The organism is Enterobacter cloacae complex sp. ECNIH7, from assembly GCF_002208095.1.
GTDB classification, from domain to species: domain Bacteria; phylum Pseudomonadota; class Gammaproteobacteria; order Enterobacterales; family Enterobacteriaceae; genus Enterobacter; species Enterobacter cloacae_M.
The window spans coordinates 4,704,308-4,717,184 of sequence record NZ_CP017990.1; the positions used below are offsets into that span (position 1 = coordinate 4,704,308).

At 52.0% G+C, this 12,877-nt stretch carries 18 protein-coding genes; 6 read left to right on the forward strand and 12 right to left on the reverse strand.

Annotated features, from left to right (window positions below; genetic code table 11):
• Nucleotides 1-396: 396 nt before the first annotated feature.
• Entirely contained in the window at nt 397-951 is a 555-nt protein-coding gene (locus WM95_RS23435) for a gamma carbonic anhydrase family protein (protein WP_063409594.1), read from the forward strand.
• Here WM95_RS23435 and WM95_RS23440 read toward each other — a convergent pair.
• Genes WM95_RS23440 through dprA form a run of 6 tightly spaced genes read right to left on the reverse strand, consistent with a single transcriptional unit; the run spans nt 927 to nt 4,710 of the window.
• Entirely contained in the window at nt 927-1,175 is a 249-nt protein-coding gene (locus WM95_RS23440) for a DUF1488 domain-containing protein (protein WP_032662345.1), read from the reverse strand. The genes WM95_RS23435 and WM95_RS23440 overlap by 25 nt on opposite strands.
• Nucleotides 1,172-1,990 carry a shikimate dehydrogenase gene (aroE, locus tag WM95_RS23445; RefSeq protein WP_063409593.1) on the reverse strand — a complete coding sequence of 273 codons (819 nt, stop codon included), beginning with the start codon at nt 1,988-1,990 and terminating at the stop codon, nt 1,172-1,174. The genes WM95_RS23440 and aroE overlap by 4 nt, the downstream gene beginning before the upstream one ends.
• Before the next feature lie 4 nt (nt 1,991-1,994).
• Nucleotides 1,995-2,567: an L-threonylcarbamoyladenylate synthase type 1 TsaC gene (gene tsaC / locus WM95_RS23450; RefSeq protein WP_033146781.1), complete on the reverse strand. Its 573-nt coding sequence runs from the start codon at nt 2,565-2,567 to the stop codon at nt 1,995-1,997.
• Nucleotides 2,560-3,114, reverse strand: coding sequence for a DNA topoisomerase family protein (locus WM95_RS23455; RefSeq protein WP_023309445.1), 555 nt, complete (start codon nt 3,112-3,114; stop codon nt 2,560-2,562). Before WM95_RS23455 ends, tsaC begins: the two co-directional genes overlap by 8 nt.
• 26 nt (nt 3,115-3,140) lie before the next feature.
• Entirely contained in the window at nt 3,141-3,614 is a 474-nt protein-coding gene (gene smg, locus WM95_RS23460) for a DUF494 family protein Smg (protein WP_008503477.1), read from the reverse strand.
• Nucleotides 3,586-4,710: a DNA-protecting protein DprA gene (gene dprA, locus WM95_RS23465; protein ID WP_045357957.1), complete on the reverse strand. Its 1,125-nt coding sequence runs from the start codon at nt 4,708-4,710 to the stop codon at nt 3,586-3,588. The genes smg and dprA overlap by 29 nt, the downstream gene beginning before the upstream one ends.
• Nucleotides 4,711-4,837: 127 nt before the next feature.
• On the opposite strand from dprA, the gene def reads away from it, so the two are divergent.
• The 5 genes from def to mscL all read left to right on the forward strand — a co-directional run bounded on the left by def (nt 4,838) and on the right by mscL (nt 9,615).
• Nucleotides 4,838-5,347: a peptide deformylase gene (def, locus tag WM95_RS23470; RefSeq protein WP_006812188.1), complete on the forward strand. Its 510-nt coding sequence runs from the start codon at nt 4,838-4,840 to the stop codon at nt 5,345-5,347.
• Between the two features lie 25 nt (nt 5,348-5,372).
• The gene (gene fmt / locus WM95_RS23475; RefSeq protein ID WP_023333663.1) at nt 5,373-6,320 is read left to right on the forward strand and encodes a methionyl-tRNA formyltransferase; all 948 of its coding nucleotides are present in this window, start codon (nt 5,373-5,375) and stop codon (nt 6,318-6,320) included.
• 52 nt (nt 6,321-6,372) lie between these two features.
• Nucleotides 6,373-7,659 (forward strand): 16S rRNA (cytosine(967)-C(5))-methyltransferase RsmB, encoded by a 1,287-nt coding sequence (gene rsmB / locus WM95_RS23480; RefSeq protein ID WP_063409595.1) that lies wholly within the window; start codon nt 6,373-6,375, stop codon nt 7,657-7,659.
• A 22-nt stretch (nt 7,660-7,681) separates the two neighbouring features.
• The gene (gene trkA, locus WM95_RS23485; protein ID WP_088544985.1) at nt 7,682-9,058 is read left to right on the forward strand and encodes a Trk system potassium transporter TrkA; all 1,377 of its coding nucleotides are present in this window, start codon (nt 7,682-7,684) and stop codon (nt 9,056-9,058) included.
• Nucleotides 9,059-9,204: 146 nt separating this feature from the next.
• Nucleotides 9,205-9,615 (forward strand): large-conductance mechanosensitive channel protein MscL, encoded by a 411-nt coding sequence (mscL, locus tag WM95_RS23490; RefSeq protein ID WP_023309449.1) that lies wholly within the window; start codon nt 9,205-9,207, stop codon nt 9,613-9,615.
• Here mscL and WM95_RS23495 read toward each other — a convergent pair whose 3' ends face one another.
• The 6 genes from WM95_RS23495 to rpsD form a co-directional block, all read right to left on the reverse strand.
• Complete coding sequence (locus tag WM95_RS23495) at nt 9,616-9,831, reverse strand: alternative ribosome-rescue factor A (protein ID WP_023309450.1); 216 nt, start codon at nt 9,829-9,831, stop codon at nt 9,616-9,618.
• Between the two features lie 57 nt (nt 9,832-9,888).
• Nucleotides 9,889-10,314: a Zn(2+)-responsive transcriptional regulator gene (zntR, locus tag WM95_RS23500; RefSeq protein ID WP_059446351.1), complete on the reverse strand. Its 426-nt coding sequence runs from the start codon at nt 10,312-10,314 to the stop codon at nt 9,889-9,891.
• A 2-nt stretch (nt 10,315-10,316) separates the two neighbouring features.
• Nucleotides 10,317-10,685, reverse strand: a complete 369-nt coding sequence (locus tag WM95_RS23505; protein WP_063409591.1) for a DUF1992 domain-containing protein — start codon at nt 10,683-10,685, stop codon at nt 10,317-10,319.
• A gap of 107 nt (nt 10,686-10,792) precedes the next feature.
• A complete protein-coding gene (rplQ, locus tag WM95_RS23510; protein WP_001216368.1) occupies nt 10,793-11,176 on the reverse strand; it encodes a 50S ribosomal protein L17 in 384 nt (127 codons plus the stop codon).
• Between the two features lie 40 nt (nt 11,177-11,216).
• On the reverse strand, nt 11,217-12,206 hold the full coding sequence (locus tag WM95_RS23515; protein WP_002919219.1) for a DNA-directed RNA polymerase subunit alpha: 990 nt from the start codon (nt 12,204-12,206) through the stop codon (nt 11,217-11,219).
• A gap of 25 nt (nt 12,207-12,231) precedes the next feature.
• On the reverse strand, nt 12,232-12,852 hold the full coding sequence (gene rpsD, locus WM95_RS23520; RefSeq protein ID WP_004868345.1) for a 30S ribosomal protein S4: 621 nt from the start codon (nt 12,850-12,852) through the stop codon (nt 12,232-12,234).
• Nucleotides 12,853-12,877 lie beyond the last annotated feature (25 nt).

Sequence of the window (12,877 nt, forward strand, 5' to 3'; positions counted from 1 at the left end):
TGCGACGTTAAGAATCCATGTCACTTTGAGTGCCCACACAGATTGTCTGATAAATTGTTAAAGAGCAGTTGCAACGCGGCTTTCGCTCACCGTTGCGAGGTGGCGTATATTACGCTTTCCTTTTTCAGAGTCAACCCGTTATTTCAGGATTTTTTCTCTTCAACCGAACCGCTTGTTGTGTGAAGTGATTCACATCCGCCGTGTCGATGGAGGCGCATTATAGGGATCCCATTTTTTAGCACAAGTATTTTTTAGATCTTTTTTTCCGACTGCTGATTTTCCGCGCTTTTCGCTGAAATCCCGCCCGATCTGCTTAAATATTGACGTATTTTGCCTTGCCGCGATCCATTAATATGATCAAAGTCTTCTGTATAGCGCTCATTGTTAGAGGTAGATATGCCCGCAGTATTACGTCCTTATAAAGATCTGTTCCCCCAAAAAGGCGATCGCGTGATGATCGATGCCAGCAGCGTGGTGATTGGCGATGTCCGAATGGCCGATGATGTCAGCATCTGGCCGCTCGTCGCCATCAGGGGAGATGTTAACTATGTGTCAATTGGCGCCCGTACCAATATTCAGGACGGCAGCGTTCTGCATGTCACGCACAAATCCTCCTATAACCCGGACGGTAATCCCCTCATCATTGGAGAAGAGGTTACCGTCGGCCATAAAGTGATGCTTCACGGCTGCACTATCGGGAATCGCGTACTTGTTGGCATGGGGTCGATTTTGCTGGATGGCGTCATAGTAGAAGATGAAGTAATGATTGGTGCCGGTAGCCTGGTCCCGCAGAACAAACGGCTGGAGAGTGGCTATCTCTACTTGGGAAGCCCGGTAAAACAGATCCGCCCCCTGAAGGAGGCAGAGATCGAAGGGTTAAAATACTCGGCGAACAACTATGTTAAATGGAAGAATGACTATTTGGATCAGGACAGCCAAACCCAGCCTTGATCGTCTTCCTGCTGTTCGCGGATTAAATCGCTGGCTTCCTCTTCCAGATCCCAGCGATTTTCGCAAAATATCGCTATCGGGTCTGAGCCGCCAAAACGACGCAACAGCGTTTCCCCATGAATGGCACAGGTAAGTTGCATCCCCTGCACCAGCACCGGAAAACAGACCGCTTGTTTACTCTCATCCCAGCTCTCTCTGTCCGGGAAATGAATAGCCTGGTTCACGCCGAAAGCTCCTGCTTTAACTTTTCAATGACAGGTTCGACCACAGGCAACACGCCATGCCAGAGCAGCACCGCATGCGCGGCCTGACCCACCAGCATTCCCAGCCCATCGGCTAACTGTTTCGCGCCGTGTTGTTCGCACCAGTTAAGGAAAGGCGTCTTCCCTTTCTGATAAAACATGTCATAGAAGTACATATGCGCGCTGACCAGAGAAGCGGGAATTGCCGGGATCTCGCCATTAATGCCGCTGGACGTGGCGTTGATGACAAGATCGAACTCACGATCGGCGAGATCGTCAAGCGCTACCGCGCTCACGCTGCCGGTATGGGCAAACAACGCCGCCAGCGCTTCTGCGCGGGGAAAGGTTCTGTTGGTAATGGTCACCGCGCAGTCCAGTGAAAGCAGAGGCAACAGCACTCCCCGCGATGCGCCACCCGCACCAATCAGCAGGACCCGAAACCCGGGCTTAATAAACGACAGTCGTTCCAGGTCGCTAAGTAAACCAATCCCGTCGGTGTTGTCACCCAAAAGGCGCCCATCCTCAAGCCGTTTTACGGTATTGACTGCACCAGCCAGTGAAGCGCGCTCGGTGAGCTCATCCGCTCGTTCGAAGGCTTCCTCTTTAAAAGGAACCGTCACATTCGCGCCTTTACCGCCCGCGGCGAAAAAAGCCTCCAGCGTTGGAATAAATGCATCCACCGGTGCCAGTACGCGACCATAGGGATGATTTATCTGCAGCTGCTTCGCAAATTGCTGATGGATCAAAGGTGACTTGCTATGTGCGATCGGATTACCAAAAACAGCATAGGTTTCCATGAGATTACCCCTGGCGAAAACGTTCGCCGGTCAAAGCATCGCGAATTTCAGACGGATTCAGGCGCCCTCCCGTTTCACCGACAGCGACTGGGAAGTCATTCCCGAACTGCGCCAGTACTTCTTCGGTTGTCCGGCAAGGTGGCAATCCGGTCAAGTTGGCGCTGGTTGAGACCAGCGGTTTACCAAATGCCAGACACAGCTCAACCACCAGCGGATGGTCAGTTACGCGAACGGCGAGGGAATCAAAACGTCCGGTTAACCAGCGAGGCGTTGTCGGCTGCGCCGGGAAAACGAAGGTCACCGGGCCAGGCCACGCGGAGAAGATAGTCTCGCGCTGCGCCGGCGTCAGCATGGAGTCATCGATATAGGGTTTAAGCTGCTCGTAATTCGCAGCGATCAAAATCAGCCCTTTCTCAACGGGTCTTTGTTTTAAAGCAAGCAGTCGGCTCACGGCCGTCTCGCTGTCAGGATCGCAACCGACTCCAAAAACAGCTTCAGTTGGATAGGCGATGACTTCTTCTTTTTTCAGTACGTCCACAGCATGCGCAATGGAGCCTGATGGCAGGTTATTATTCACTATTTTGATCCGCCGTAACCGGCTTTCCACATTGTTTACTGGCGCAGAAGCGTTTCATGCCTTGCGCGGTTTTCTTCTCTATAAGTAGCGGATAATTGCAATGAGGGCAGGTTCCCGCTACCGGTTTAAAATTGATAACGAACTGGCATTCGGGGTAGCGATCGCACGAATGGAAAGTCTTACCATAACGGGAGCGGCGCTGTACCAACTGACCGCGCTGACACTGTGGGCACGCAATTGCCGTTTCATCAGGCTTATCGATTTGTTCCGTATGCTCACATTCCGGGTAGCGGCTACATCCAATAAACATGCCGAAACGCCCCTGCCGCAGGGCTAATTCACCACCGCAGAGTGGGCAATACTGACCCTCCAGAATTTTAACGATATGTCCATCAGCCTGGCTTTTCAGGGGACGGACATAATCACATTCCGGATAGTGTGAACAACCGAGAAACGGGCCGTGTTTCCCGGACCGAATAACAAGTTCAGCCCCGCACTGCGGGCAGGGCTCGTTTTTATGCACCGTGAATAGTGCTGATTTGGCCATAACAACTCTTGGTGCTGCACATTGAATTAGTGCAGCATACCTTCATTCACTTCAAAGAGTAATTCTTCCATTTGCTGATAGGCGTTTTCACAGCCCGGGATATTAAACAGAACCATCAGGATCACCCACTTGAGATCTTCCAGTTCAAATTCTGCTGTATCCAGCGCCATGACGCGCTCTATCACCATTTCTCTCGTTTCGAGGTTCAGCACCTGAATCTGCTCAAGGAATAAGATGAACCCCCGGCAGCTGGCGTCCAGCCTTTCACACTCTTCCGCGGTATAAATGCGTACTGACAATGGGTCAGAAGCAAGCTGCATCGGTTCGGCGAGGCCTTCCTGATAATCAGCCAGTTTTTCCAGCCACATCAACGCATTATAGATATCTTCCCGCTCAAACCCCGCATCGGTAAGATCCTGTGTCAATTTGTCCTGATCCACTCGCATTTCTGCTTCGTTATGGATGTAAGTCTCAAACAAATACATCAGTACGTCGAACATGGCATGCCCTCCTTAATCGGACATAGCCGCCGGGTACAGCTGCGATCCACCCTGCTAACTCCAGTTCGAGTAGCTGTGCTACCGTTACTGGCACAGGTTGGCCGGCACGTTCAGCGACAACGTCAACAGGTGTTACCTCATCTCCTACGTTAGCCAGGAGCTTGGGAAATGGCAATGCCACCTTTCCCTGATCTGATGAATATTGTCGCTTTTCGGGATCTTCCTGCAGCCATTGCAACCCATATTGCAAATTTTCAAGAATATCTCCTACTTCCGTTACCGGCGTTGCCCCTTGCTTAATAAGCCAGTGGGGCCCCTCGCATCCGGGATTACCTATCGGACCAGGCAAGGCGAAGACTTCTCTCCCCTGTTCGAGCGCGCATCGCGCCGTGACCAGCGAACCGCTTCGGCGCGCCGCTTCAACCACCAGCACGCCTTTGCTAAGCCCGCTGATAATCCGATTACGACGCGGAAAGTTTGCCGGCCTGGGCTGTGCGGAAAGCGGAAACTCAGACACTATAGCGCCGTCAGATTCGATAAGCCGCATCGCCAGTGCCTGATGCCGGCGTGGATAAATGCTAAAAAGACCGTTCCCCAGCACCGCTACGCTTCGTCCCTTAACTGAAAGCGCCGCGCTGTGGGCTACGCCGTCAATACCGCAGGCCAGCCCGCTGGTGATCGTGAAACCGCTTTGCGACAGTTGTTCGCACAGGATTTTCCCCCATCGCTCGCCGTACCATGACGGCGCACGACTGCCTACCACCGCCAGCTGAACCGTATTAAGCGCCTCAGGATTACCTTTTATGAATAACGCCCCGGGATAATCAGGAATCGTGCGGAGCAAAGGAGGATAAAGGGGATGGTTGGCCGTTAATAAATGATGTCCCGGCTGCTCAAGCCACATAAGGCTACGTTCCAGCTCGCTCTCATCGAGTGCAAAGAAGCGTTCAACCTGCTTTGCTGTCAGCCCGGCGTTTCTGGCCACGAGCACGTTGAGGTGTTCCTGCTTCTGCAGTCGCGCAGCCGCTTCCAGCATTACATCACCACACAGCGACCCTGTGTGTATTAGCCGTAGCCATATTTCGGTAGACGTCATCCTTTCCCCTGCCATAAGCGGCCTCCGCAATCATTGCGATTGGTCACTGATGCTGTCAATCGATGGGGGATTTGTCTAGAATAGAGAGAGTATTCTTATCAACTCCTGAACACGACTCTGGAAATTTATGGCAGTTTTGCAAGTGTTACATATTCCGGACGAGCGCCTTCGCATCGTCGCTGAACCGGTCAAAGAAGTGAATGCAGAAATCCAGCGTATCGTTGATGATATGTTCGATACCATGTACGCCGAAGAAGGCATTGGCCTGGCGGCGACCCAGGTGGACATTCATAAGCGTATTATCGTGATTGATGTTTCCGAAAATCGCGATGAGCGTCTGGTGCTGATCAACCCTGAGCTACTCGAAAAGAGTGGCGAAACCGGTATTGAGGAAGGCTGTCTGTCCATTCCTGAACAGCGCGCTTTAGTACCGCGTGCCGAAAAGGTGAAAATTCGCGCTCTGGATCGTGACGGTAACCCGTTCGAACTGGAAGCAGACGACCTGCTGGCAATTTGTATTCAGCATGAGATGGATCACCTGGTCGGTAAACTGTTTATCGATTATCTCTCGCCGCTGAAACAGCAGCGTATTCGTCAAAAAGTAGAGAAACTGGATCGTTTGCGTTCTCGCGCATAGCGTCCCCCCGGATACAAGGATCATCGTGTCTAAAACACTACGTATTATCTTCGCGGGAACCCCTGATTTTGCAGCGCGTCATCTTGACGCGCTGTTATCGTCTGGTCACCAGGTTGTTGGCGTCTTTACCCAGCCGGACCGTCCTGCTGGTCGCGGCAAAAAACTGATGCCGAGCCCGGTAAAGGTGCTGGCAGAAGAGCATGGGCTACCCGTTTTTCAGCCCGCATCGTTGCGCCCACAGGAAAATCAGCAGCTGGTTGCTGACCTGAATGCCGACGTAATGGTGGTGGTAGCCTACGGTTTAATTCTGCCAAAAGCTGTGCTTGATATGCCACGCCTGGGTTGCATCAACGTGCATGGGTCTCTGCTTCCGCGCTGGCGTGGTGCTGCACCAATCCAGCGCTCGCTGTGGGCAGGTGATGCCGAAACGGGCGTTACCATTATGAAGATGGACGTAGGTTTAGACACCGGCGATATGCTGTATAAACTGGCGTGCCCCATAACGTCAGACGATACCAGCGCTACGCTGTATGACAAACTGGCAGACCTTGGCCCACAAGGGCTTATCGAGACGCTCCAGCAGCTTGCTGACAATACGGCGAAACCGGAAGTTCAGGATGACGCTCTGGTGACTTATGCCGAAAAACTGAGCAAAGAAGAAGCGCGGATCGACTGGTCCCTGTCAGCTGCGCAGCTTGAACGCTGCATTCGCGCTTTTAATCCGTGGCCGATGAGCTGGATGGAAATTGATGAGCAGCCGGTGAAAGTCTGGAAAGCCTCCGTCATTAGCGGTACTACCACGGCTGAACCCGGCACGATTGTTGACGCCAACAAGAACGGGATCCAGGTGGCGACTGCGCAAGGGATCCTGAATCTTGAATCGCTACAACCGGCCGGCAAGAAGGCCATGAGCGCTCAGGATCTGTTAAATTCCCGCCGCGAATGGTTTATTCCGGGCAATCGTCTTGCCTGAGCAAATTTATCCTTAAGGCCCGGTGTTTCCGGGCATTTTTATTTTTACGGTTATGAAAAAACAAAATCTACGCAGTATGGCGGCCCAGGCCGTTGAGCAGGTTATCGAGCAGGGCCAGTCATTGAGTAACGTCCTGCCTCCCCTGCAGCAAAAAGTTTCTGATAAAGATAAAGCCCTGCTTCAGGAGCTCTGCTTTGGCGTCCTGCGCACACTCTCTCAGCTTGAGTGGCTGATTAACAAGCTGATGTCACGCCCAATGACAGGCAAGCAGCGCACCGTACACTATTTGATTATGGTGGGCTTTTATCAGCTTCTTCATACCCGCATCCCACCTCATGCCGCGCTGGCTGAGACGGTGGAAGGCGCCGTTGCGATTAAACGCCCTCAGCTGAAAGGCCTGATCAACGGCGTACTGCGTCAGTTCCAGAGACAGCAGGAAGAGCTTCTGGCTGAATTTGCCCAAAGCGAAGCACGTTTCCTGCACCCGGACTGGCTGTTGAAGCGCCTGAAAAAAGCCTATCCACAGGAGTGGCAGGAGATTGCCGATGCCAACAATCAGCGTCCGCCAATGTGGTTACGCGTGAATCGGAATCACCACACCCGAGCCGCATGGCTGGCATTGCTTGAAGAAACTGGAATGAGTGGATTCCCGCATGAAGCCTATCCGGATGCCGTACGCTTAGCCTCACCGGCACCGGTACATGCATTACCCGGTTTTGATGAAGGCTGGGTAACCGTACAGGATGCCTCGGCGCAGGGTTGCATGACCTGGCTTGATCCCAAAAATGGTGAGCAGATCCTCGATCTTTGCGCCGCGCCTGGGGGCAAAACGACGCATATTCTGGAAGTGGCTCCGCAGGCCAGCGTGATGGCAGTGGACGTCGATGAACAGCGTCTCTCACGCGTCTACGACAACCTTAAGCGTCTGGGCATGAAGGCTCAGGTTAAGCAGGGCGATGGACGCAAACCCGCAGAATGGTGTGGTGAAACGCAATTCGATCGCATTTTGCTGGATGCCCCCTGCTCTGCAACAGGTGTTATTCGTCGTCATCCGGACATCAAGTGGCTACGCCGCGATCGTGATATTCAGGAACTTGCCCAACTGCAATCCGACATTCTCGACGCCATTTGGCCGCATCTTAAATCTGGCGGAACGCTGGTCTATGCGACCTGCTCCGTACTGCCGGAAGAAAACAGCCAGCAAATCGCGGCCTTCCTTAGACGTACGCCGGACGCCGCGCTGCGCGATACGGGAACGCCTGAATCCCCGGGTCTGCAGAACCTGCCGGGTGCTGAAGAGGGCGATGGCTTCTTTTACGCTAAGCTAATCAAAGAGTGATGTTGAGAACAGGTCACGAGATATGAAGATTATCATTCTGGGTGCAGGACAGGTGGGCGGAACGCTGGCGGAAAACCTGGTTGGCGAAAACAACGACATCACAATTGTTGATACCAACGGCGATCGCCTGCGCGTCTTGCAGGACAAGTTTGACCTGCGCGTGGTGCAGGGTCATGGTTCGCATCCACGTGTCCTTCGTGAGGCGGGCGCCGACGATGCCGACATGCTGGTTGCGGTAACCAGTTCTGACGAAACCAATATGGTGGCCTGTCAGGTGGCATACTCGCTTTTCAACACGCCAAACCGAATTGCGCGTATTCGCTCTCCGGACTATGTTCGCGATGCTGAAAAACTGTTTAATTCCGAAGCGGTCCCCATTGACCACCTCATCGCGCCAGAACAGCTGGTTATCGACAATATCTATCGCCTGATTGAATATCCGGGTGCCCTGCAGGTGGTGAACTTTGCCGAGGGCAAAGTGAGCCTGGCAGTGGTTAAGGCCTATTATGGCGGACCATTGATCGGCAATGCGCTTTCCACCATGCGCGAGCACATGCCGCATATCGATACGCGCGTTGCAGCGATTTTCCGTCACGACAGGCCAATTCGCCCGCAAGGCTCCACGATTGTCGAAGCCGGTGATGAGGTCTTCTTTATTACGGCCTCACAGCATATTCGTGCGGTGATGAGTGAACTTCAGCGTCTCGAAAAACCCTATAAACGCATTATGCTGGTCGGCGGCGGCAATATCGGTGCCGGTCTGGCACATCGGCTGGAAAAAGATTACAGCGTGAAGTTGATCGAGCGCGATCAACAGCGTGCTGCTGAACTGGCGGAAAAACTTCAAAATACGATTGTATTTTATGGTGATGCGTCTGATCAGGAGTTGCTGGCTGAAGAGCATATTGATCAAGTTGATCTCTTTATTGCCGTCACCAACGACGACGAGGCGAATATAATGTCCGCCATGCTCGCGAAGCGCATGGGGGCTAAAAAAGTCATGGTGCTTATTCAGCGCAAGGCGTATGTCGATCTGGTTCAGGGCAGCGTTATTGATATTGCCATTTCCCCTCAGCAGGCGACAATTTCCGCGCTCCTGAGCCATGTTCGTAAAGCGGATATTGTCGGTGTGTCATCGCTCCGCCGTGGCGTAGCGGAAGCCATTGAAGCCGTTGCTCATGGAGATGAAACGACGTCGCGCGTCGTCGGCCGTTCGATCGACGAAATTAAACTGCCGCCAGGCACGATTATCGGCGCCGTTGTGCGCGGGAATGATGTCATGATTGCCAATGATAATTTACGAATTGAGCAAGGCGATCACGTTATTATGTTCCTTACCGATAAAAAGTTTATTACCGACGTCGAACGTTTATTCCAGCCAAGTCCATTCTTCCTTTAAAGAATTGGGTGCTCGAGAAAGAGCACCCTTACTTTATCCTTTTCATTTCTGTGCCTTTTGTTTTTCATAATGTTTAATTATCCCGAATGGCAATTGGCTAATGATTTGTTAAACTTAAACTCGTCAGCTGGCACAAGGAGAGAACAATGAGTTTTATTAAAGAATTTCGCGAATTTGCGATGCGCGGGAACGTGGTGGATTTGGCAGTGGGTGTCATTATTGGTGCGGCATTCGGCAAGATTGTTTCATCATTAGTGGCCGACATTATCATGCCACCTTTAGGATTGTTAATCGGCGGCATTGATTTCAAACAGTTCGCTTTCACGCTGCGTGAAGCGCAGGGTGATGTTCCGGCAGTAGTAATGCACTACGGCGTATTTATTCAGAACGTATTTGATTTTGTGATTGTCGCGTTTGCCATATTTATGGCTATCAAGCTGATCAACAGGCTCAACCGTAAAAAAGAAGAGCCGGCTGCAGCACCTGCGCCAACAAAAGAAGAAGTGCTGTTAAGTGAGATCCGCGATCTGTTAAAAGAGCAGAATAATCGCGTGTAATCAATAGATAAAAGCAGGAAGGCCAGTGGTAAATAAGCGATTCGCTTGCTTGCCACTGGCCTCCCAGTTACCCCGTTTTTCATGTTTGTCTTTACGCAGATAACTTCCTTTCCCTTTTTTATTCTTCTCAACGCGCTGCCTGAATAACGGGTCGTGAAGTAACGCCTCAATGGCATTGTCCTTAATTTGTCCTTTCGTGTGCTGATAGCGGCTCATAATGTCTCCAGAGCAGGGTTTATGACGACGGGAGTCTAGACCCGGTTGAACTAAAAATCAACAGCCCTGCGTTTCTCCACTCGCTCCCTGTTCAAGGGCTTCGAGGATTGAACAATAAATGCTGCTGTGTGCCGTACCGCAGCAGGCAGCATTCAGCCTTTGCAGAGAGCGCTGCATGGTTTGCAGTTCCTGTATACGCGCTTCGACTTCATCCAGCCGGGCCTGCACGATGCTTTTAGATTCCTGGCAGGTGTGATGTTCCGGATCGATGCGGATCGATAATAACTCGCGGATCGAATCCAGCGTGAAACCGAGCTGACGCGCATAACGAATAAACCGCAGGCGCTGCAGATCGTTATCGGTATAAAGGCGAAAGCCTCCTTCAGTACGTACTTCATGATCGATCATCTGCTGCTTTTCGTAATATCGGATGGTATCCGGCGTAACGTTCGCAAGCTTCGCAAGTTCACCGATGCGGTACATAACTACTCCTCGCTTATTTTCTGCAGCAATCTTTCACCGTATTCACCGTGAAGAAAATTAGTGTTCATCCCAGCCTGGCGCAGCTTGAGTTCAAGCAGGGCGAGACGGCGGCTAAGTTCAGAATGTCGTGGATCGTCATGGCGGATCTCTTTGAGAAGATCGGCCAGTTCAACAGCTTCTCTGCGCTGTTCAAGCTCCGGGGGGAGACAGCCCGCATTTTTCAGCAAACGGTATCCAGCCCGAAGTTCAGGCGCGATGTGCGAATCATCGTCAAGCGCAAGGGGTTCGCCGCTTCCCGGGAGATCGTCGAATTCACCTTTTTTTTGGGCATCGCGAATATGGCGTTCTGCCCACTGGTCGAGCAACCACATTACCAGCTCCAGGGATTGAACAGAATTGATACAGACATTTTAGAGAAGTGGTGGTATCGCGGATATAAAAAAACCCGCCGGAGCGGGTTTTTTTACGTTACTGCAGATTACTCTGCAGCAGCTTCTGCTTTCTCTGAACGATCAACCAGCTCGATGTAAGCCATCGGCGCGTTGTCGCCTGCACGGAAACCACACTTCAGAATGCGAGTGTAACCACCGGCACGGCTCGCGAAACGCGGGCCCAGTTCGTTAAACAGTTTTGCCACGATCTCGTTATCACGAGTACGGGCGAATGCCAGACGACGATTAGCAACGCTGTCAGTCTTGGCAAGAGTAATCAGCGGCTCAACTACGCGACGCAGCTCTTTCGCTTTAGGCAGGGTCGTCTTGATGATCTCATGACGAACCAGTGAACCTGCCATGTTGCGGAACATAGCCTGGCGATGGCTGCTGTTGCGGTTCAGTTGACGACCACTCTTACGATGGCGCATGACCTTATCCTTCTCAGTAAAACCTTAACCTGTGATCCGGTTACTCGTCAGCAATGCTTGCCGGTGGCCAGTTTTCCAGGCGCATGCCCAGAGACAGACCACGTGAAGCCAGCACGTCTTTAATCTCAGTAAGAGATTTTTTACCCAGGTTCGGCGTTTTCAGCAACTCAACCTCGGTACGCTGTACCAGATCACCGATATAGTGGATAGCTTCTGCCTTGAGGCAGTTAGCAGAGCGGACAGTCAACTCGAGATCGTCAACAGGGCGCAGCAGGATCGGATCGAATTCTGGTTTCTCTTCTTTCACTTCCGGCTGACGTACATCACGTAAGTCAACGAAAGCTTCCAGTTGTTCTGCCAGGATGGTTGCCGCACGACGAATCGCCTCTTCAGGATCGATTGTGCCGTTGGTTTCCATTTCGATGACCAGCTTGTCCAGGTCGGTACGCTGTTCTACACGCGCTGCTTCAACATTGTAGGCAATACGCTCTACAGGGCTATAGCATGCGTCGACCAGCAGACGGCCGATTGGGCGCTCATCTTCTTCCGAATGAATTCGGGCAGAAGCCGGCACATAACCACGACCGCGCTGAACTTTGATACGCATGCTAATAGCTGCGTTCTCATCGGTCAGGTGGCAGATCACGTGCTGCGGCTTGACGATTTCAACATCACCGTCATGGGTGATGTCGGCTGCAGTCACAGGGCCAATGCCAGATTTATTCAGAGTAAGAATAACTTCATCTTTACCCTGAACTCTCACCGCCAGCCCTTTCAGGTTGAGCAGGATTTCAAGGATATCTTCCTGAACGCCTTCTTTGGTGCTGTACTCATGAAGTACACCATCAATCTCAACCTCGGTCACCGCGCAACCCGGCATCGATGAGAGCAGAATACGGCGCAGTGCGTTACCCAGAGTATGGCCAAAGCCACGCTCTAAAGGCTCAAGGGTCACCTTGGCGTGCGTCGAACTCACTTGCTCGATATCTACCAGGCGCGGTTTTAGAAACTCTGTCACAGAACCCTGCATTGTGTCCTCTCTTTGGTACTAAGCTTTACTTGGAGTAAAGCTCGACGATCAGGTGTTCGTTAATGTCCGCAGACAGATCAGAACGTTCTGGCTGACGCTTGAACGTACCTTCCATCTTGCCAGCATCAACTTCCAGCCAGGTTGGCTTTTCACGCTGCTCAGCCAGCTCCAGAGCGGCCTTCACGCGAGATTGCTTTTTCGCTTTCTCACGAATGCTAACAACGTCATTCGCTTTAACCTGATAAGAAGCGATGTTAACAACACGACCGTTTACCATGATTGCTTTGTGGCTAACCAGCTGACGTGATTCAGCACGAGTAGCGCCGAAGCCCATACGGTATACAACGTTGTCCAGACGACCTTCCAGCAGAGCCAGCAGGTTTTCACCTGTGTTGCCTTTCAGACGTGCTGCTTCTTTATAGTAGTTACGGAACTGACGCTCCAGCACACCGTACATACGGCGAACTTTTTGCTTTTCACGCAACTGCACACCATAGTCAGACAGACGCGGTTTACGCGCACCGTGCTGGCCAGGAGCTTGTTCAATTTTACACTTGGTATCGATCGCGCGAACGCCAGACTTAAGGAATAAGTCGGTGCCCTCACGACGGCTCAGCTTGAGCTTAGGACCCAAATATCTTGCCATTTTCTATCTCCAACTAACCTAAAAA